21 protein-coding genes are annotated in these 20,144 nt (G+C 39.3%); 2 read left to right on the top strand and 19 right to left on the bottom strand.

Annotated elements, in window-relative coordinates:
• Positions 1–338: 338 nt before the first annotated feature.
• The 13 genes from LPB86_RS20115 to LPB86_RS20175 all read right to left on the bottom strand — a co-directional run bounded on the left by LPB86_RS20115 (position 339) and on the right by LPB86_RS20175 (position 13,607).
• A complete protein-coding gene (locus tag LPB86_RS20115; protein WP_230693220.1) occupies positions 339–971 on the bottom strand; it encodes a DUF6266 family protein in 633 nt (210 codons plus the stop codon).
• Entirely contained in the window at positions 928–1,464 is a 537-nt protein-coding gene (locus LPB86_RS20120) for a hypothetical protein (RefSeq protein ID WP_230693221.1), read from the bottom strand. The genes LPB86_RS20115 and LPB86_RS20120 overlap by 44 nt, the downstream gene beginning before the upstream one ends.
• A gap of 10 nt (positions 1,465–1,474) precedes the next feature.
• Positions 1,475–2,098: a DUF6266 family protein gene (locus LPB86_RS20125; protein WP_230693222.1), complete on the bottom strand. Its 624-nt coding sequence runs from the start codon at positions 2,096–2,098 to the stop codon at positions 1,475–1,477.
• Positions 2,099–2,105: 7 nt separating this feature from the next.
• A complete protein-coding gene (locus LPB86_RS20130) occupies positions 2,106–2,666 on the bottom strand; it encodes a peptidoglycan-binding protein (protein ID WP_230693223.1) in 561 nt (186 codons plus the stop codon).
• Positions 2,585–2,965 carry a hypothetical protein gene (locus LPB86_RS20135; protein ID WP_230693224.1) on the bottom strand — a complete coding sequence of 127 codons (381 nt, stop codon included), beginning with the start codon at positions 2,963–2,965 and terminating at the stop codon, positions 2,585–2,587. The genes LPB86_RS20130 and LPB86_RS20135 overlap by 82 nt, the downstream gene beginning before the upstream one ends.
• 47 nt (positions 2,966–3,012) lie before the next feature.
• On the bottom strand, positions 3,013–3,657 hold the full coding sequence (locus LPB86_RS20140) for a DUF6266 family protein (RefSeq protein ID WP_230693225.1): 645 nt from the start codon (positions 3,655–3,657) through the stop codon (positions 3,013–3,015).
• Between the two features lie 177 nt (positions 3,658–3,834).
• Positions 3,835–4,041, bottom strand: coding sequence for a hypothetical protein (locus tag LPB86_RS20145; RefSeq protein WP_230693226.1), 207 nt, complete (start codon positions 4,039–4,041; stop codon positions 3,835–3,837).
• A 146-nt stretch (positions 4,042–4,187) separates the two neighbouring features.
• Positions 4,188–4,520 (bottom strand): hypothetical protein, encoded by a 333-nt coding sequence (locus LPB86_RS20150; protein ID WP_230693227.1) that lies wholly within the window; start codon positions 4,518–4,520, stop codon positions 4,188–4,190.
• Between the two features lie 197 nt (positions 4,521–4,717).
• Positions 4,718–5,287: a Crp/Fnr family transcriptional regulator gene (locus LPB86_RS20155; RefSeq protein ID WP_230693228.1), complete on the bottom strand. Its 570-nt coding sequence runs from the start codon at positions 5,285–5,287 to the stop codon at positions 4,718–4,720.
• Between the two features lie 520 nt (positions 5,288–5,807).
• Complete coding sequence (locus tag LPB86_RS20160; RefSeq protein WP_230693229.1) at positions 5,808–7,340, bottom strand: TlpA disulfide reductase family protein; 1,533 nt, start codon at positions 7,338–7,340, stop codon at positions 5,808–5,810.
• Between the two features lie 36 nt (positions 7,341–7,376).
• Positions 7,377–8,759 carry a RagB/SusD family nutrient uptake outer membrane protein gene (locus LPB86_RS20165; protein ID WP_230693230.1) on the bottom strand — a complete coding sequence of 461 codons (1,383 nt, stop codon included), beginning with the start codon at positions 8,757–8,759 and terminating at the stop codon, positions 7,377–7,379.
• Positions 8,760–8,769: 10 nt separating this feature from the next.
• Positions 8,770–12,177: a SusC/RagA family TonB-linked outer membrane protein gene (locus LPB86_RS20170; RefSeq protein WP_230693231.1), complete on the bottom strand. Its 3,408-nt coding sequence runs from the start codon at positions 12,175–12,177 to the stop codon at positions 8,770–8,772.
• A 248-nt stretch (positions 12,178–12,425) separates the two neighbouring features.
• Entirely contained in the window at positions 12,426–13,607 is a 1,182-nt protein-coding gene (locus LPB86_RS20175; RefSeq protein WP_230693232.1) for a FecR family protein, read from the bottom strand.
• 114 nt (positions 13,608–13,721) lie between these two features.
• Between LPB86_RS20175 and LPB86_RS20890 the strand changes: the two genes are divergently transcribed.
• Positions 13,722–13,850, top strand: a complete 129-nt coding sequence (locus LPB86_RS20890) for a hypothetical protein (protein ID WP_255695630.1) — start codon at positions 13,722–13,724, stop codon at positions 13,848–13,850.
• Here LPB86_RS20890 and LPB86_RS20180 read toward each other — a convergent pair.
• The 6 genes from LPB86_RS20180 to LPB86_RS20205 form a co-directional block, all read right to left on the bottom strand.
• Entirely contained in the window at positions 13,843–14,223 is a 381-nt protein-coding gene (locus LPB86_RS20180) for a hypothetical protein (RefSeq protein WP_230693233.1), read from the bottom strand. The genes LPB86_RS20890 and LPB86_RS20180 overlap by 8 nt on opposite strands.
• Positions 14,224–14,356: 133 nt before the next feature.
• Complete coding sequence (locus tag LPB86_RS20185; protein WP_230693234.1) at positions 14,357–14,947, bottom strand: RNA polymerase sigma factor; 591 nt, start codon at positions 14,945–14,947, stop codon at positions 14,357–14,359.
• Between the two features lie 606 nt (positions 14,948–15,553).
• Entirely contained in the window at positions 15,554–16,600 is a 1,047-nt protein-coding gene (locus LPB86_RS20190; protein ID WP_230693235.1) for a hypothetical protein, read from the bottom strand.
• A 652-nt stretch (positions 16,601–17,252) separates the two neighbouring features.
• Positions 17,253–17,885, bottom strand: coding sequence for a TetR/AcrR family transcriptional regulator (locus LPB86_RS20195; RefSeq protein WP_230693236.1), 633 nt, complete (start codon positions 17,883–17,885; stop codon positions 17,253–17,255).
• Between the two features lie 586 nt (positions 17,886–18,471).
• A complete protein-coding gene (locus tag LPB86_RS20200; protein WP_230693237.1) occupies positions 18,472–18,906 on the bottom strand; it encodes a hypothetical protein in 435 nt (144 codons plus the stop codon).
• Positions 18,907–19,139: 233 nt separating this feature from the next.
• Positions 19,140–19,517, bottom strand: a complete 378-nt coding sequence (locus LPB86_RS20205) for a hypothetical protein (protein WP_230693238.1) — start codon at positions 19,515–19,517, stop codon at positions 19,140–19,142.
• Positions 19,518–19,543: 26 nt separating this feature from the next.
• Between LPB86_RS20205 and LPB86_RS20210 the strand changes: the two genes are divergently transcribed.
• Positions 19,544–20,125, top strand: a complete 582-nt coding sequence (locus LPB86_RS20210; RefSeq protein ID WP_230693239.1) for an RNA polymerase sigma factor — start codon at positions 19,544–19,546, stop codon at positions 20,123–20,125.
• Positions 20,126–20,144 lie beyond the last annotated feature (19 nt).

A 20,144-nucleotide genomic window follows, 5' to 3' on the forward strand; every position in this document is an offset into this window, starting at 1 on the left:
TTCAACGTTTCAATCTTTTTTTATCCGCCTCCCGACATCCGCCGTTTAGCTCCCTTTTTGTTGGGACTGCAAAGGTAAGAATCTTTTTCAATCTGTCAAGCTTTTTTTACTTTTTTATTTCCGGCGTTTTTAAACCCCTTTCATAAATCAAAACCTCAACTTAGTTCCTCTCTTTACACGCCTTTCAAATTACAACTTCTTTAACCTCTTTCACTATTTCCCTTCCTCCGAAGCGGGATGCAAAAGTAGGAAAATTTATACACCCCGCAAACAATTTCACATAAATACTTGTTTAAACAGGTTAAACTACTGAAAAACAAGATGAAAAAATATCCCGATCAAAACGTACCTGCTACAAACTGTCCGGCATAGCTGCTGTCACTAACTTTAGCGCCGGTAGCACATTTAAAATTAAGGTAACAATACAGCACATCACCGTTAAAATATTCTGGAATTCGCATACTATAGGTATAAGCTGATTTTAAAACAACATCCGCATCTACCATAAACAGATCCTTAGCCGGATTGTATACCACAAAATTTACCCGCTCATCTTTAGCACAGCAATCGGAACGCCAGTGAAAGATGGCCATATTTTCTTTCCCTTCTACAGCTATGGCATAACCGGCATCCAATGTACCCCTGGCATATACTACCTTTGCGTAATCAATCGCATACCTTTCAGCTTCCAAAACCATTGCGTTTTTATAATTATACGCCACCGCCGCATTCATCGGCGTTCTTCCTTTTTTTCGGGTTTTAAAATTCGCAGCAATTAACTGGCTCAGCGGACTCAAAAATTTAGGGATCAGCCCAAACCTGCTGCGATGGACCTCCTGCTTTCTGGTCATTAACTTAGGCTGCTTCCGCGCATGGGCCCTAATCACATTTTTTCCATTCCTGCTGTAGCCCACCAGCGCACCTGCCTTATTCTTTACGTGTCCAAAAATTCCTTTTACCAATATTGCCATAATTTTTAAAGATATATGTACTTATTCCAACAAGGAGCAGCAGTAAAGCAAGTATCCATTTCCAGGAATACGTCCTTTCAACTGCTTTGCCGGTTCTTTTACTTGATTGTTTTACTGCTTTTTTCTCCTGAAAGCGGCTTTGCGAACTCCCCTTCTGGTCCGCTTTAACCTGCTCGTTTAGTAAGGAAGACGAAACATTGCTTGCTTTTCCGAAATAAATGATCTTCTGTGCCGTTCCTTCAAAGCCTTTATAAGGCGAATAATTGAAAGGACCCGAGGGCAAAATCTCCACTAAGAATTCAATTCCCGCAGAATCTCTATTCAACAGATTGCGCTGCCAGTCTACTTTCGACTGATTTTGCTCCTTCTGCTCAAATTTAACAGTTGCCTGCTCAGATGATGCCGAAACATTTTTCTCTTTATTTCGCTTAACCATGCCACAGCCATAGCAGAAAAACAAACTCCAGAGCCCAAATTTCAAATACATTTTCATGATGCGTAAATTACTTGTTAAAACTTCCTGTATATATACTGTTTGATATGGCCCGCCTGTCTGCCCTAATAAATACCATATAGGTTTCCATATACTCCTGCATCAACAGGGCGGGTATCGGTAAAAGCTGATGACCTTCGCTCCTTTTGGCGCCCCACATCAAATAAATCACCTTTTCTAAGGCCGGAAAATAAGCCATTAGCATCACCTGATCGCTCTCAGTGCGGCCAGGTTTCCATGTAAAGTTCAATGCATCTTCCAGCATCTCCACCTTTGGGTTCTCCGGAACACCAACTAAACCCGCCGCCAATTGTACTTTAGCAAAATCCATTGCCACATCAGGATAATTACCGGTTAAGGCGTTTTTCATGTTCATGGAAACCGCAAGATTGTAGGGATGCAAATTCATCTCTGCAGCTTTCATTGAAAACCCAACCTTTACAAAAGGGAAGATGGGTTTCAAAAACCTATTTACCAGTATGAAGCGCTGCCTGTTGGCCAGCTGTTTTGCCGTTGGGGGCTTAGTTGTTGTACCAATGGTACGCGCCACCACCTTATTCCCCAACTGATAGGTGACTACAGCGCCAAGCTTTCCGTTTGTTTCTCCGAACAAACCATTTTTTAATATTGCCATCTCTATACTATTTAATTGTCCAGTCAGCAAACCTGCTGATACTTCTTTTGTGCCGCATCCGGCGATAAACCCCATCACCCTCCCTGCTTCCGCCAGGGTTCGTGTTTCCCTCTATGCCTGTACACCAATCACCACTCAGCTTTGTCAGGATTCCGCAATGGGCAATTCGGCCCAGCGCAGGAAAATAAATTCCATACAGATCAGCAGGCATAGCTTTTTTCCGCAAACGTCTGGCAGGAAATAAATCAGGCGACCAACCAGTCCTTGGACCAGGATAACCTGCCTGCTGATATACCCATGAGCAAAAACAAGCACACCAGGGATCTCCTTTGCGGCAGTTGCCTGCGTGCTGGTACTCCGCAACCCGCTTTCCATCGTTACGGTTGCTGTATTCATGTACACCAATTTCATTTAAGGCCAGTTTTACTATTAGATCCCTCCCTTCGGTTCGGGATGACGTTAAAGCGATTCGAGCTGAAGAGCCAATTAACAAATTGCGATCAGGCATCCAACCGCTACCAGCAACAGCAGCGCAAACGATGCAAAATAAAAACTTAGCTGCTGCCATACCTCCATAGTTTTAAAGTGAACAACTAAACGACTCAAGGGGGTTAAGTTTAAAGCCGACCAGCACCAATTTAACAAGCACCAGCATAGTCCCAGTAAACCCAGAAAGTTCATCAGGCTCAGCATCATCAGTAAATAGATGTTTGGATCTATGATCCCAACCATTTCCCCATTCATTTGTACCATGCTTTGCGCCAGAGGCCAAAGCAAGAGTAACAAGCCCAGAAAAAACCATACCTCTGGTAATGCGGGCAGCTTAACAGCCATCATCTCAGGCTTTTTTAATCTCAAATATTTCATTACGATAAAATTAATAGGCTGGCAGAACCGCCAGCCTAATTGAAAAACTACAGTACTTCTACTGTTCCCATGTAAACATTGTCCGATACGCTTTCGCCATCGGCAGCGGCAAATGTCATAAACACATGCACATCTGCCCCAGCAAAAGAATGCGGCAAAACCATGTTGTAGGTTAGTACAGATCTTGCTACTACGCCCGGGGCAATCATAAACATGTCTTTCAACGGATTGTAGACCACAAACGTGGCCAGATCTGTTAATTTGCCAAAAGGTGACAATACACTTTCTGTCCAGGACAAGGTTAAGCGCGAATTTGCAACAGCTACTACTGTAAAACTTGCGGGCTTGTCTACTTTACCTTTGCTGTACACCACCCTGGCATAATCCATTTCAAAATCCGGCGCTACGCCAGTTACGGCATTTTTAAGGTTGTAAGAGACTGCTGCGTTCATGGCAGTTTCCTTTCTCTTGTGCGAATTTTTAAAACCGATTTTAACCAGATCGCTCAGGTCACTTAAAAAGCCCGTTACCAATCCAAACTTGCCGCGCTGCGCAAGTTGTTTTGTACTGGGTGGCTCCTGAGATGGATGGGGCACTGCGGTAATCACATTCTGTCCATTCAGGTAATGCCCCACTAGTGCCCCGGTTTTTTTTACAAAACCTCCAAAAGCACCCCAATGTTGAATTCCCATAATTCAATTGTTTAAATTTATAAATCTGTTAGTTCTCCATCATATCTCCGTTCCTTCCTGGAAAGCCCGGATGCTATCAGATGGTGAAACAAAAGTAGATCACAAATCCGTAACAACCTAATTGTCAACAACTAATCAATTGATTTCAATGAATTTAAAGGGAAATAAGGAATTAGGCTATGTTATTTTTCGCAGTTGTTCCAATACCAGCTCAAGGCTCATGTTGGTGTGCTCGCAAAATTCTTCTACATTAATTTTGGCGTAAGGCTTTAAGCCACGTTTCATTCTTATCTCTCTAATGAGCAGGTAGGCCGTACTTTCACCTTTACCCAGAATTTCCTGAACATCCTTGTTGGATAAGATCAGTTTGGTTATCTTCTTCATCTTATTAAATGTTAAATTGTAAAGGCACGGTCAGCTCAATAGCGCTAACAAGGTGCAAGCAAATAAAACACGGCAAAAATGTAAGCAAGGTGTTTTGAGCTGCGTGTAATTGACCGGGCATTTGCCCCTGGGGTTTAAGCGGAAGGCTACCCGGTCATTTTTGTCAAATTGGCCACAGCCTGTCTAAATTCAACAGGGCCTCCGCTCCAGACAAAGCCTGTGTTTAGTTTCAACGAGATCAGTTCTGCCTCAAACTCAAAATAGAGGATCCATTTTTTACCACGGCTATCTATCAGCACAAAACTACAGTTTTGCCTGGCGCCGCTGGCAATCATCAAACTTAGCTGTTCCATGTTGGCCACAAACTGGAGCGCATACATTAAATTGTTAATCCTGTACAAAAAAGGATTTCGTTTAAACACCAGACAGGCACGGTTACGTCCTTTCAGGTAAATGTTAAGTTGCAATCTTTTGTTCATCTTTTAAAATTTTAAGTAAACAATTAGGGTCATAAAGGCTCTACTGCCCGACGGACAAAAGTAAATCTTACAAAATCTTAAAACATTAGTCACAGCTAATTTCTCAACGTAACAATTTTTTAATCAAAAACATCACAGAGGCATATCAATCATAGCCCAGTGTTTCCATTTTCAGGAGCCTGGCCACGAGCACAACCTCAGCCCCTTAAATAGTTGGCTTTGATCCGGCAATAATTCGCTTCGTACATATGCAGAAAATTTGCGCAAATTTTGTTGGGTAATACTGTAAAAGGATAGACATCGGCAAAATACTTAAACCGGGCGGGTGGTTTCATCATTAGCATCTTAGTTCTTTCAAAGTCAATACCTTTTTCAAGTAAAAAAATAGTACTCTTTAGGGTATCCATTTCAGGGTATTGCGTTAGCTTACGTAAATCGTCGCGCTTAATCGCCAATAAATTACATTTGGTAATGGTGGTCAAGGTAATGGAAGTTTTATCCTGTAAAAAAAACGCTTGCAGGTCGGTAAAGATGGCCCCAGGCTGATAGATGCGAGCGATGATTTTTTTGCCGCTTTCTTCGTAGAATTTACCCTTAACAAAGCCGTCAGCCAAAAAGAGGACACGGTCGTAGGGCTTTCCTATAGTTAACAGATCAACTGCTTTTTCTTCCGTTACAGGAACCGCAATATTTTTAAGGTCATTTTTTAAGGGAGTAGAAATGGGATGCAAGGTATTCAATGCATTTGAGAGTTTTACAATGGGCATTAAAAGAGATTTAATTGAAATTTGGATTGATTTTTTAATATTTTATGATGTATAGGCCTCCGAAGGGATTCAGCAGGATACAGCCTTAAAAGTTTATACATATTTTTAATGTACTCTTTAGTTACAAGCAATTGAGTATGGATTTTACCTCACATGGAGATTTGAAAAATTTAAAATTAATGCTTGTGGCTATTCTTATGTTAGTTACAGCAAGTGCTTTCGCACACGTAAAGTGATAAAACACCGTTGGCAACTCAGGTCTATTATCACATCGGAAACGATTACGTTCCTCTTTCCTTTGAACCTGAGATACTTAGTTACCAAAACGATGACGATAGAGCTTGTAGGTTAATATTTATCGGTACAGGTTTTCCTACTTCTTTTAGTGAAACAAGCCAAGTATTTCGAATTACATTGTAACCTCTTCTTCCGAACTGGGTTCTTGGCAGGAATAAAATTCAACTTTGGTTAGGGAGCGTTTCACGCTCCCTAATTATGTACTTAGGAAATTAAGTGAAATTTATTTGGCTAAATTTTCTTCAATAATTTTCTCAAAAGCCTGTACATGCATTTTACCAACATCGACTCTTGGCGGTGAACTCGTGATCAACTCACCATTTTTACTTATTATTAGCTGTCTTGGAAATCCATTAAATTTATAATTAACTATTAGTGGATTAGCAAAACCTTGCCCTTTAGTGTGCAGATTAGTCATGCCTTTAGCGGTATATAGACCTGATTTTACGCTTTCCATCCATAAAGGCTTTTTATCAGTACTAACCGTAAGAAAAACAATATCACTATTAGATTTATATTTTTCATATATCGGGTGCATTGCTTTCGCTAACATTTGACAAGGAACACAGCCCGTGAACCAAAAATCTATAATAAGTAGTTTACCCTTATAATCGCTTAGCCGATGAACTTTATCATTGGCATCATAAAATTCAAAAGGATATGCCATGTATTGCCGATCAGCTAATTTAGAAAGCAATAGTTTGTATTTTGCACTATTAATGGTTTCCAATGCATCTTTTAAATAGAATTTAGATTCATCTGAAAACTTCGTTATTAAAGTTTCGTAACAAAGGTATATCAATTTATCTCTTAAAAGCCCCGTATAATTATCCTTCATTCGATTATACAAAACGTTAAAAGATAAATGCTTTAGACTTCTTTTACTATCCTCATACAACATTGATCTGGCAATTTCTTTTTTTAGCATTGCGTTAGCATAGTATCCAGATTGTGCCAAAGTCACTGAATCAATATTACTTGGATAATCTGTTTTTAAAATTGAAGAGTAGTAATTTCTAACTATTACCGAGTCTTGCTTCTCTTTATATATCCATAGATAAAAGGGAAGTTTGTGATAAATATTATGTTGTGCAGAAGCTATTGCATCCAAATTTAAAAGCTTGTAAACTCTCTCGCTAAGTTTGTCTTGATAGCTTTTTATTATCATTAGTCTTAAAGCAACTTGCATATTGACAGCTTTATTTTCGAGAAGAGTAGCCTGTTCAAGGTGTCCAGCATGTTCCAAATCTAATGTTCTAATTGAAATAGAATTCTGAATAGTTTTAGTATTATATACTTGCCATTGACAATTTAATTTCTCACTTCCCTTACCAGAGAACAAGATATATCCATTTTCTCTAAAATCGATATTAATACTATCTCCAACCTGAAAAAGATAAAGTTCGCTTAGTCCTGTTGAGACTTGCATTTTCGTAATGTTAAAATAATAGCCCTTCCAACCTCCTGAACCAACATTATCCTGAAATTCAAATGAGAGATATACCAATGAATCTTTTGAGTTTATTTGAGTATTAAAACGTCCGTCAGGGGAAACCTTGGCTTTAAATACCTCACCACCTTCACCTTTCTCGTTAGCGGTTTCTTTAATCTTTATGGTTAACTCTTTGCATTGGTACATACGCATGAAAGAAGTATCAATTAAGCCAGTTAATTTAATAGTGTTTGTTTGAGCATGAAGTTTTGACGCTATAATTGACATCAAAAATGTAGCTATAATTATATGTGATTTTCTCATTATATTTTTTAATTTGTAAAGGAGATCCAGAATAACCTATCGAACGTTCTGCTCTATTCCACTAAGTGCAATTTCATCGTCTGGAATTGGGAGTACATATCTGGCGCTATTTGGCTCCAAACTATAGATGTTACCACCTATATTTCTTGTAAGTGTTATATTGCGACCTTCTAAATTTAGTCTCTTCAAATCAGTCCATCTTATGCTTCTCCATATTAATTCTTTACGACGTTCCAATAGAACTCTATCTAGGGCATCTGACGGACTACTCGCTACGATGTTCGGATAAGGTATATTTGTCCCTGTAGCATTTGGATTCCAACGCTTCTTTAATAATTGATTCAAATAATCCATTGATTCCAACGTTTGGTTGCGTCTTGCTAAACATTCTGCTTTAATTAAGTAAACTTCATCAGTCGCAAGCCCTGTAAATGGAAATGTAACGGCGCTATTTATCCCTTTACTTGTCCAGTTACCATTTGCATTTTGACGGAACCATACATTTTTTCGAAGGTCATTTGGACCATATGTCCCAATCAAAACTGGGTCGATTCCGTACAACGCTCCGCTAGAATATGTAGTTTGAGAATATGTTGTTATTCTCATGTTAGAGAAGTATAAAACTTCTTCACTATTATACGTAAAAGATGTACTTGTTTTAATAATTAAGGTATTATAATCTGTCAAATTAGAATATATTGCCATTGCCTTATCTGCATATTCCTCTGCTTCAACATACTTTCTCATGCTAAGATAAACTCTCGCTAACAGTCCATAAGCTGCCACTTTAGAGGGGCGGTTTCTTTTATTAGTGACAATATCTCTTTGTAAAAGTTCACCTGCTGCTATAGCATCGGCGATAATCTGATTATATGTTTCTTGCACAGAGCTGCGATTAACTAACTGTGTAATGCCAGATGTCAATTTTAGTGGAATTCCGGCATCTGTAGATGCTGATCCTGCATCATAAGCTTTTGAATAAATGCTTGCTAATGTATAGAATGCATAAGCCCTCACGAATAATCCCCAACCCTTTACACGTTGCTTTTCTATATCATCTGAAATCCCTTGTCTATCCAACTCATCAATCACACTATTGGCGTAAAAAATCTGGGCATATGGAATAGTCCAGTCAGAAATCTTGTTTTGTCCTTCGAATATATCCTTTTGCCAAATGTATGTGGATCTAGTAATTGGATTTCCAAGTGACTGAAAGTTTGCTAATGTTGGAATATAATATTCATCAGCTGACATTTGAGCTAAACCTGGTGACGCATTCATGATTGTAGAATTATCCAGAAGATTCTCAAAGTCTTCAACTGTTTTTGGTACTACTAAAGTACTATCCGGTTTTAGATCGAGTTTTTTTGTACAACCAAAAAGAGAGCATATAATTAATATTGTATATATTTTATTCATGACTTTTACATTAAAGGTTTAGGTTAATACCAAATGAAACACTTAAAGGCTGAGGGTTGGTACTTGTGCCATAGTCTGGATCAATATCTAGATCATTTTTCCTCCAAAGTATTCCAATATTTTTTACGTATGAAAAGGCGCTTATACTTTTGAATGGAAGCTTAGACAGTAAGCGACCTGTCAGCTGGTATGAAAGTCGAATATCCTGCAATCGAATTTGATCTGCCCTTTCCACTAAATCTGAACTGTTTTGGAAAAATGTTCCCAACGAAGGCACTTCGGGATACACTAAGGCAGGTATTTTGGTTGTTAACTCGTCACCTGCACTCTGCCATCGTTGATCATAGCTACCCAGCACTGAATAGTCATTACTAAATGCGCCATAAAATACCTTTGTCCTTCTGAAATAATAATCAAATTTATATGTTAAATTTATGGATAGCTCAAAATTTCTGTAGTTGAAGGTATTGATGAGGCTACCAAAATATTTCGGGGATGCAGAGCCGTGGTATATAATTTGGCTGGGGTCTAGAAGATTCAATATTGCCGTATAGTTTTTGCTAATAGTTCCATTCAAATAGCCCTGGGGCGCGCCGATAGCATCCAATCCCGCAGATGGGAAACTATAAACAGCATAATATGGGTAACCTTCCAAGGGATTATTAAAGTTTTGTCTTACAATAGTATTATTTGAGGTTTGCTTAGCTTTGTAGCTGGTAACTTTGTCTGTATTGTAATTAAAAAGAACAGTTGATCCCCATTGAAATTCACCTGTGATATTTTTTGAGTTTAATAAAACATCTATGCCTTTTGTTCTCAGATCTGCACTATTACCTCTAAATTGGGTAATACCAGATTGCATAGCTATTGGGCTATTGCCAATCAAATCAAAAGCGTCCTTCTGATATAAATCGATACTTCCATTTATCCTGTTACTTTTTAAAGCATAATCAATACCAACGTTCCAATTTTTTACTTTTTCCCACCGTAAATCTGGATTTGGTGGATTTAGTATATCTGAGTATAGGCTTCCCCATTCGTTGGTTAATCCAATTTTTCTGGCAGTGAGTAACCCAGAAACAGATTTATCTACATTCCCACTATAACCATAGGTTCCACGCAGTTTTAAGGATGGAAGCCAGCTTATATTGTAAAAACTTTCACTGTTAATGATCCAAGCCAATCCAGCTGACCATAACGGTACACCCTTCTGATTGGTATTCACACCGAAGAGATTGGAGCGATCTCTCCTTGCACTGCCGGATAAAATATAGCGTTTTTTGAAGGAATAAGAAGCGTTTGTATAAAACGATTCAGCTATATTTATACGCCCCCCAGCACCAGGTGCTGTAGAAATTTGAGAACTTGAGCTTTGATCGTAAAAATACGGATAGCTCATTAAAGGGTTTATTTTGCCATTATTGTTTAATTGCGTACTTGGATCATAACCATACAAAGTTTGTGTTCTATAGTTACTCCTGGTATCCGCTCCTTCAAAACCTGCAATAGCATTAATTTCATGGTCAGTGGCAATGACCTTGTTAAAATTTAATTGTACCCTTCCGATTTTGGAAATTGTTTTGGTATTGGCCTGCTCTAAAATATCACCAAGTTCTATAACTCTGCTTACGGTGTTGTTTGTAATTGTAGAATACCTGTTGATTAAGTTTCTTGTATAAAAACTACTTAGCGGATAATCTCTATCAGAATCAGAGTTCTCTCTTAAATACTGATAGCTTCCTGCTAAATTTAAACCCTTTAAGATCTCAAAATCTACGCCCATATTGATTTTATACTGCATCACCTGGTTGAGGGTATTTGATATGAATTCGTCTTTAGGTCTATATTTCCAATCCAGAAGTTTTCCATTGCCTGCTACATCTGTATAGGCATCACTTAAAGTTGAGATATTTATCACTGAAAGAGCATTGCCATTTTCGTCAGCTAAACGATCATAAGGGGTATTTGGATTATATGGATCTGCCTTACTGTAAGTTTTACTGGAATTAAATCCAATATCACCAAAGATTTTCAACCTGCCTTTTAGCAAAGCGTAAGTATTTCTTGCATTTAGGGTTAATCGATCATAGCTGTCTGTTATTAAATTTTCCAGATTTTTATCATATCCTCCCGATAAATAATACCATTGATTTTCGCTTCCTCCACTTAAGTTTAGCTGATATTGCTGATACACTGCTTGCCTGTAAGCATAACGTTCCAAATCTGCCCGAACATCGTGCGCTTTTAGTGCATTTAATTGTGCAGTAGCATCAGCTTGTCCTTTACTCAAAATAGCAACCGCCGACGAAACAGGAGAGAAAACATTACTCAATGTACCTGTATAATAACCTTTTCCATACAGAAATTGCTCTAAATCAATATAATCAGAAGATGAAATTTGTGGCTGGTAGTATAAGTCTGGTTTATCCGTAACAGTTAGGGTTGATGAAACGCCAATTGCAAGTGGTTGATTCTTCTTTCCTGTTTTCGAAGTGATGACGATTACACCATTGCCCGCTCTGGTTCCCCAAATGGAGGCTGCAGCCGCATCTTTTAGTACAGTGATTGATTGTACATCGGCAGGATTGATCTGATCAATCCCGCCCTCATATGGAAAACCATCCAAAATAATTAACGGTTCCGGTGTTGCAAACAAGGTACTACGTCCACGAATAGAAATTTTAGAATTGTTTGCGCCTCCCTGCGTTGGCAGATTTCTGTTTAATATTAACCCACTCGTAACTCCTTCTAATCTGTCTAAGATATTTACACCAACATTTCGGTTAAGTGTTTTATTGTCAATTTGAGTAAAGGCGCCTGTCGCCCTTTCTTTGGGAATGCTTTGATATCCCGTCGAAACTACCGAGACCTCCTCGAGCTTATCGGTACTAACAGTCAGTTTTATATTGCTCAAATCTGTTGAAGCAAGTATTTCTCTGCTCTCATACCCGACATAAGAAATAACCAATATGGCTTTCTCATCTACATTATTAAATGTAAACTCTCCATTTGCATTTGTAGTTACTCTTCGCTCTGTTCCCTTTATCACTACCGTAGCGCCAACCAAAGGCCTACCGTATTCATCAAAAGCACGTCCTTTAACATCAATATTAAGCTTCTCTGTTTTAACCTGTTCAGGCTTCGTATCCACCACCACAATCATCTTCCCTTCCAGCTTATAGGTAAACGGCTGCCCCTCAAAGCACTTATCCAAGACCTTTTCAAGGTCATCGCCATTGCTATTAATGGTCACTGGCTTTGCCATCTTAACTTGTTCCCTATTGATCATGAAACCGTAACCACTCTGTTTCTTCAGTTCCCTAAAAACCTCCGTAAGCAGTGCATTCTTTTTGAACAAAGAAATCTTCTGCGCATTAGCCGCAAAGGAAATCTGCATAAATGCAATTAATAAGATCAAACATGTCAGGTTTACCCTCATAAGCCATTTTCTGATACCGGGATTCCACATTATCTGCCACAGACAAGCCATGGACTTTCGGATATAGTTGGTTACACCATACCCATTTGTATAGTAAAATTTATACATTTGTTTGTTTAGTTTAGTTGTTGAAATTGTGTTAGTAGCATTATGTTCCGATTGACTAGACATCCGATCGGGGGCGCTTCCAACGCCTCCGTTCTTGTTCCGGCCAACCTTAAAAAGTTTTAAGGCATAACCAAAACCCTCCTTCCTTCCATCTTAAAGTGAATCCCCTGGTTCGCCTCCAGCGCCTTTAACAGCTGAGAGAGTTTCATCGTCCTTGGAAAGGCACTGAAAATACCGTTCACATTCACGTTCCGCTTATATTCTACATCCACATCATACCACCTGGACACCTCACGCATGACCGTTTTTAAATCTTCACCCGCAAAAACGAAGTCCCCGTTTTTCCATGCCACTGCCTGCTCCGTATCTGCCTTTGAAACCTGTAGCTTATCATCAACCAATGATGCCTGCTCACCAGGCTTTAATATTTTAAAGTTTTGGCTATGGTTATCCTTTACCTTCACCGAACCTTCCAGGAGCGTAGTCTTCACCACTTTTTCTTCCGAATAAGCATTGACATTAAAATGCGTTCCCAATACCTCAACCGTCTGACCGGATGAAGAAACCCGGAACGGCATCGCCCTGTTATGCGCTACCTGAAAATACGCTTCACCCTGCAATTCAATCCTCCGTTCTTTCAAAGACGCAAAAGAAACAGGATATTTCAGTCTTGAACCTGCATTCATCCAAACATGGGTTCCATCAGGGAGCATGATTTCAAACTTTCCCCCATTTGGAGTTTCAAGCGTATTGTATTCCAGAGGTAGATTTGTAGTTGAACCGTTGCCCGACGTATAGACCAGCTGTCCATCTGCAGTTTTAGAAACCTGGACATGGGACTGGGTGGCAATGCTGCCGTTAGCCGCATCATCAAGCGCAATACGTTTTCCATTAGCAAGGGTTAAATACGCCTTATTACCAGCAGGCTCAATGTCCTTTTGGTAAACCGCTATTTTAGATTTATCCTGAGATTTTTGGTTGATGTAAAATAATCCCGCACCGAAAACCACTACCGCTATTGCAGCGGCGACCGCAATGCGAGGCCATAATTTTACAAGAGTAGTTTTTCCAGGCTGTAGCTTTTCGCGCAATCGAAGCTGGACCGTATCCACCACTTCAGCTAATCGTTCGCGATCATATTCCAGAGTATTGGTTGATAATGCCTCTACAACAAGCCTATGCAATTCCCCATCGTCTTCTTGCTTTCCAAAGTACCGCAACAGGGCGTCATACTCTTCCCTCCTAATACTATTGTCCAGGTACTTGGCAAAGAGTTCCTTGATATCGTGATAATTTTCCACAGCTGTTTTATTGGTATTACGCAGATGGTCTCAAAACCAATAGCTGTAATTTACAATAAAAATTCAAAATTTCAATAATTCGTTCATTAACAGACAGATAAAATCCATAAAACTATGAAGAGGTCCTATAGAAACACTGAGGTAGATACAATCACCTTTGAAGATGATGGCTCATTATACCAAAGCCCGATAAGTAAAGAGCTTACTTACCGGGCCTGGAAATTGCTCTTATACTTTATGTAGTGTAAGTGAACTCGAACGTGAGCGTCCCCGTAGCTACAGGTTCGGCACCACCCTCTGATTTTACATCAAGCGTATTTGATGATCCGGTCCATTTCGAATAATCTCCTGATGGTGGTCCTGGATAAATTAATATGATTGGCAACTTGTTTGTAAAGCAGATAGAACATTGAGATCCAAAATAAGTAGAAATCCTATCATTCAGATTGTCTAGATAGTCTTCCTGGCTGGAACTTAAGATAAAGTTGTCTGCTACCCATCCTTTAAAATCCGCTTGAATAGCATTAGCTTCTGCTAGTAGATCTGGTGCTGATAAAAGATAGACTTCTTCGATTTTGTCTTCTACACCCGTTGGTGTCATTGGTTGTTTAGTCATGCGTGGTTTTGATTAAATTGTAAAAAATTATTGTTTTTGATAGTATTACGCAACTGGTTACAGAACCAATAGTTGTACTTAGGAATAAAAATTTAAAAACAATATAATCAACTTATTATCAGTAGAATAAAATCTAATCGAGAAAATGATATAAGAATAAAACGACAGCAAATGGGATAGCTTTATCGTAGTTGTCTTTTAAAAATCTGTTGGCTTTGGTAATATGATCATTTACGGCAGCCTCGGAAATCTGTAAAAGCTTGCTTACCTCTGCGTAACTTTTTCTTTCCATCTTGCACAGCAGAAACACTTTTTTTCGCTGCTCGGGAAGCTTCTCTATCACACGGAATAGCTCGTGATCCGCTTTGGTTTGGGGGATGTCGTCAAATGGATTGTAGAGTTCTGAAACCCGACGCCACAATTCCTCTGCTAATTTTTGGTCCTTGGCTATACCCCGAAAATAATCATTAACCAGATTTGTCGCAATCCGGGAGAGGTAAGCCTCAATTGATTTCTCAGCATCAATTATTTCCCTGTTTTTCCAAAGTCTGATGAAAAGTTCCTGCAAAACATCTTCCACCAAGTCCCATGACTTAAGTAACCGGAAAAGGCGCTGGGCTATTTTTGTTTTATGATTGGAATATATGATTTCAAAGGCAGCATAATTACCATCCCTTAAAAGGGACACTAATTCCTGATCGGTATGCTTGCTGTAATCTGACATATCCCAATATCCTATCCTAATTTACTAAAGATCAAGGCCAATATTAAAAAATATTTCCTTGATAATTCCCCACCATTATTTTTTCCGATCAAAATAGCGCAATCCAAAGGGGTTATGAGCATAGTAGCTCCTCTTGTTTCCTGCGTTAATATGGCAAAAAACAGGGCTTTTACCCAGAATTCCCCATAGCATCCTTTTTTGGAAAAATCAAATTTAGGGATAATTAATCACAATAACGTGATATAAAAAATTGTTATATTTGACTGTTCTGATAACTTTTGGGCTTAGCGTTGTCAACATCATATTCAACAAGGAACTTATAACCGATAACCTTTAGATATCATGCTTAACGCCATTTCTTTTTTGAGCAAATCTCTCCAGAAACCCCGACCAGTCTGGGTGGCATTACAAAACGTAGGTAAGCTTATGTCCTTATCCAGTTCCTCAAGAAGGGAAAACTTTATCTTATGCATTGGTGGTTCCCGTGTTAGGCCTCACCATAGACAGTAATATGCACTAACCAACATTAGCTAATCAGTTCTAAACCTTCCCCTTATGATGCGTTCAATTTTTGCTATCTGATAAAAGGCGGGATTTCAATATCCATCACTTTATCCGAATTAAAAACAACTCCTTCGCCTCTGGAGCATAGAATGAAAAACCATTTGGTGAGTGATAGAAGGCAGGATGATAAAGTTTAGTGGAAGAACCAGGTTCACTCACAGTGTATAGGCTTGGTTTATACCCATTGTGCTTCTCTTTTTCCACCACTAGTTTAGGAACCATAAATTCAAAAACCCTGCCTGCAATACTGGTTTCAAAAAATCCCAGTCCCCGCCAATTGTATGCACTGAAACCACCATGTCCACCGCCAACCACGTGATAATATTTAATTTTTTCCTGCTGATGAAAATGCAGAAGCTTTACATCTTTTGGAATTTCAAAACTTACCTCTCCACTGCGAAAAACAACGTTACGGTATCTACGAGCATTATCCTCATCCAGCACCTCAGTGTAACCCGGCGTTTTCTGCCATAGCAAATACCATTTCTGATCAGCATAAAAGTAAACTTGTCGGTACCAAACACCTTCTTTTAATGCTGTGCTGAAAAAAAAATATTTCGCACTTGCCTTTACTGCTTTAACCTTGGCTTCCAACCTTCCATCCTCCCAGCTCAAATCGGCATTCAGCTCAACCACTTGATGACGGGTAGTATCACAGTCAAGCGGCCAGGTATTATAGTAGGCGTCCTTCTCACTCGTGTAAACCATGAAGTCGTCAATAAACTGTTCGGAATAACCCTGGTAAGCAACATAAAGAGAATCAGTGACTGTGCCTGCTTTATCAATTTTATAGTAACGGGTATCAAACTTTGTATTTTCATCAACGTTTGCATCACAATCTAGAATCAGTTGGTCATTGACTGATGAAAAAATACGAATAGGATTCGGAGACGCAGCGCTGGAAACCACTACCCTGGCAACCAAACTTACTTCGAAGATATCCGATCTATATTGCTCATTAATTTCTTGGAAAGCTGAATAATTGGCGGACAAAGCTTCATCATTCCTTTCTAAAATGAGTTTGTCACCTGGAAAAAAAACATATATTCCAACAGCAACCAGCAACACTATACCAATCCATATCCACATTTTTTTCATCTCCTATGTCCTCCAGGATTTTGAGCAGCACAATAACATGCAATTCCCTAACCTTTCATTGGTTTGTTAATTTTATTCATTGAAAGCGCAGGCCGCATCTCTGCATCAATTTCGGTTGCCCTGGCTATCATTAAAGCAAAGCTAACAAAATAGACAAATATCACAAATATGTGATATATTTGCCGGGTAGCTCGCAGGTGTAGTTAAGTTGCATCATGCAACAGGTTGACAATTTTAATTTATGGAGCATTATCATCCATTGGTAAGTTCCCAAAAACCTAAAAATATTTCAATGTTAAAAAGCGGACCATCAGCCCTAATCATTTTGTCCTTCCTTGTAATGAATATGTTCTTACAATCGTGTAATTCCCAAAAATTTGATCTGTCCTCTATTGTACTTCCGGTAAAGGAAAGTAGCATCACCTCTAAATTTCAGCTGGAAGACCAAAAATTCCAGACAGCTGGACTGGATGAATATATCTCTATGGAAAAAGATGCCCTTTATTTTGAGGGCGAGTCCCTTTATGGCAGTATAGACCATAGCCCCAATACATCCTACATGGCAAACTTTGTAAAATTCTATATTGATAAGAAAACCAGTCAAATCGAGGCCTATAAGCTGGAAACCAAACCTCATACACCATTAAGCGTAGGCAAGTTCAATAAACTGCCTGAGCGCCTTTTTGATCTCTTCCTGACCCGAAGCTTGCTGCAAGTCTATTCCGCAAAAAGGGTTCTCCTGCATCTTGGCATGGAGAGTAAGGTAATACACCCCTCCCATCAATAATGCATACATCGCCCTGAAGTTTTTATCGCTTCCTTCAAAATGCCTATCGAAGACCTCGCTCAGCACCTGATTACCTATATCCTCACGTTTCAAATCAAGCTCTTTCAAAATCGGCAACTTCTCGCTAAGCCCCCAGGTAATGATCCGGCGCATCTCCTCATTGTTGATCAGACTGTCAAACTGGTTCTCCAGTACATTGTAGGCAAGCGTCTTTCCAGCATCCGCTTTGCTGGTCTCCACCATATCTCCGACTTCCTCGGGACTGATCTTCCAATAGTCGTTGGCATTAAGATACTCCTTAACTAATCCCTCGAGGCTACCGAAATAGTCATAGATCAGCCTCCTATCTACCTTTGCCACATCAGCAACCCTGCTGATGCTAAGTCCGGAAAAACCATCTTTTTTCAGGATTTTCCCCAGAGCAGTGATCAGGTTCGCCTTCGTGCGCTCCTTGTTCCTAAACGGGCCATCTGTAACTTTTCTTGCCATTTGAATCAACTTTGCTGCAATTTGCGATTTTTTCAGCCACCGTCAAAGATATCCTCTGATATCTATGGGCCGGACAGATTCTATAAAAATATAAAACCCTTCCAAAGTTAAAGCACAGAAATAAAGAGCTGTCATAAATTAAATCCCAAACAATTATATCACATATTTGTGATATAAAATATATTTACTATTTTCGTTCTCATCGTACACCTTAGTGGAGTAACTATAGCAGACAAGCAAGTTTCAACCACTAATCCAACCGAAAGAAAATGACATCCAACAACCTATCCAATTCACAAGATCTGAAAACACTGACCAAACAAAGGGATTTTTTCAAAGGCCTGCTCATCGGTGTCTGTATCCTTTGGCCATTTATACTTGCAGCCGCATTTTATTTTTATTACAAAAAAGACAACATAGCTTTGTTTATTCCCTCTATTACCGTTTTTATCGGATTTCTCCCAATTTACTTAAGGTTCAAATCATTAGATGCCGAGATAAAATCAAAAAAAGCCAGCTAACCGCCGATCATCAAACAGGTACCTGTGCCATAGGTCTGCAAAAAAGGTTATAGCCTGCTTTCCTTTTAATCAATCTGTAACGGTCGGAATTTCCTTTCAAAATCGAACCACAAGGTCTTGCCCACTATTTGTTCACGATTATAAAACGTTTTGCTGTATAACCCTCCACTTCCCACACCTACCCCATAGTCGCCGCTTTTTTTAAGGTGCTGCTGTAATTTATTCACGAAACTCTTAATGTTCTTATCCGGTGTTTTTGAGATCACCCTTAAGCTCAGGTTTTCAACTTCATCTGGTGTAGACCTTCCGCCACGCAATTCGATGGCATGAACGCAAAACTCCTCATCAAATATATCGCCATCCCTTTCCTTAAGAAATTCCACCGAAGTGATATAGGCCGAGTAATAACGTTCACCTGCCTCTAACAAAAAATCTTCCCTCCTTTTGACTTTCTTTAAGGTAACGCGTTGTCCAACTCTTGTTTTGATATAAACATGCATTGCCGATTTGTTAATCAGACTATTAAACTCATCAAAAAAATTTCTAAGGGGATGATAACATTAATTAAACTCGCCATAACCATTTAAATCAAAGCGAAGTTAACTATTATTGAAAAATATCACAACAACGTGATTTATTATTCCTGATTTTAGCTCACAACTTTATCTAACGATGAAAAGCAAACATCTATGGTTCGGAAATTTCCCATCTCGAGAATTATTCGAGGCTTATCTCAATCAAAGTAAATACCTGAAGGCATGGGCAAAATATGATCACGAACCTCCAGCAGGAAACCTTGAAGTAGATGCCGAACCCTCGCCAAATTTGAGATGTCATTTTTGCAAGGATGCAGGTATCCAACTGGCACTGTCGGGAGAGGATTTTGCACCTGCAGTGCCGCGCCAGTAGAGCGCTTGCCTACCCAAAATGAATTGGGATCCAGGTTAAAAGTTATTGGCTTTAGATTGGCTGGGTATTGCGAGGTTTGTACACCATTCAACACTATACCAACCCGCTGACAAACACCTTTCAACTTAAAGCTGGTACTATGCTGCTGTCTTGCTGGTATCTTTGTGCTGCAAAGGGATGCTGGAATTATATAGTTTATCATATATTTGCCTTTGAGGGACCTTTTGTATGGAGCAGTATAAGGCATATGGGGATCAGGCGCTAGTCCAACTGATGCAAAGTGGTGACGAGCGGGTATTGACCGAAATTTACGAGCGCTACTGGGACAAGATGCTGGTGGTGGCCTTTAACCGTTTAGGAAATCAGGAAGAAGCAGAAGAATGCGTACAGGATGTGCTTTGCAAGCTTTGGAAACTGCGTCAGGATTTTTCTTTGTCAAAAGTTGAGCTCTCTAATTACCTGGCACGCGCCATACGCAACCAGGCATTTAATGTACTGGACCGCCGCCATCGCGAGCGCATAAGATATGAAACCTTTGTGCCTGTTGAAGACATCAATACCCTTTCCCCAGAAAGGCAGTTCATTATTCGTGAATTGCAACAACAAATTGACCAATCCATCAACGCACTACCTAAACAATGCCAAATCGTTTTTAAATTAAGCCGTCAGGAAGGCCTTTCAAATAAAGAAATTGCCGAAACACTCAATTTATCAGAAAATACTGTTAAAAGTCACCTTAAAAAAGCCAACAAAGATCTTGGTGGCAAGCTAAAAATGCTGGCAATCCTGCTTTTTATTTACAATTTCTAAAAAAAACAAACAACACTCA

This window comes from Pedobacter sp. MC2016-14, assembly GCF_020991475.1.
Lineage (GTDB): Bacteria > Bacteroidota > Bacteroidia > Sphingobacteriales > Sphingobacteriaceae > Pedobacter.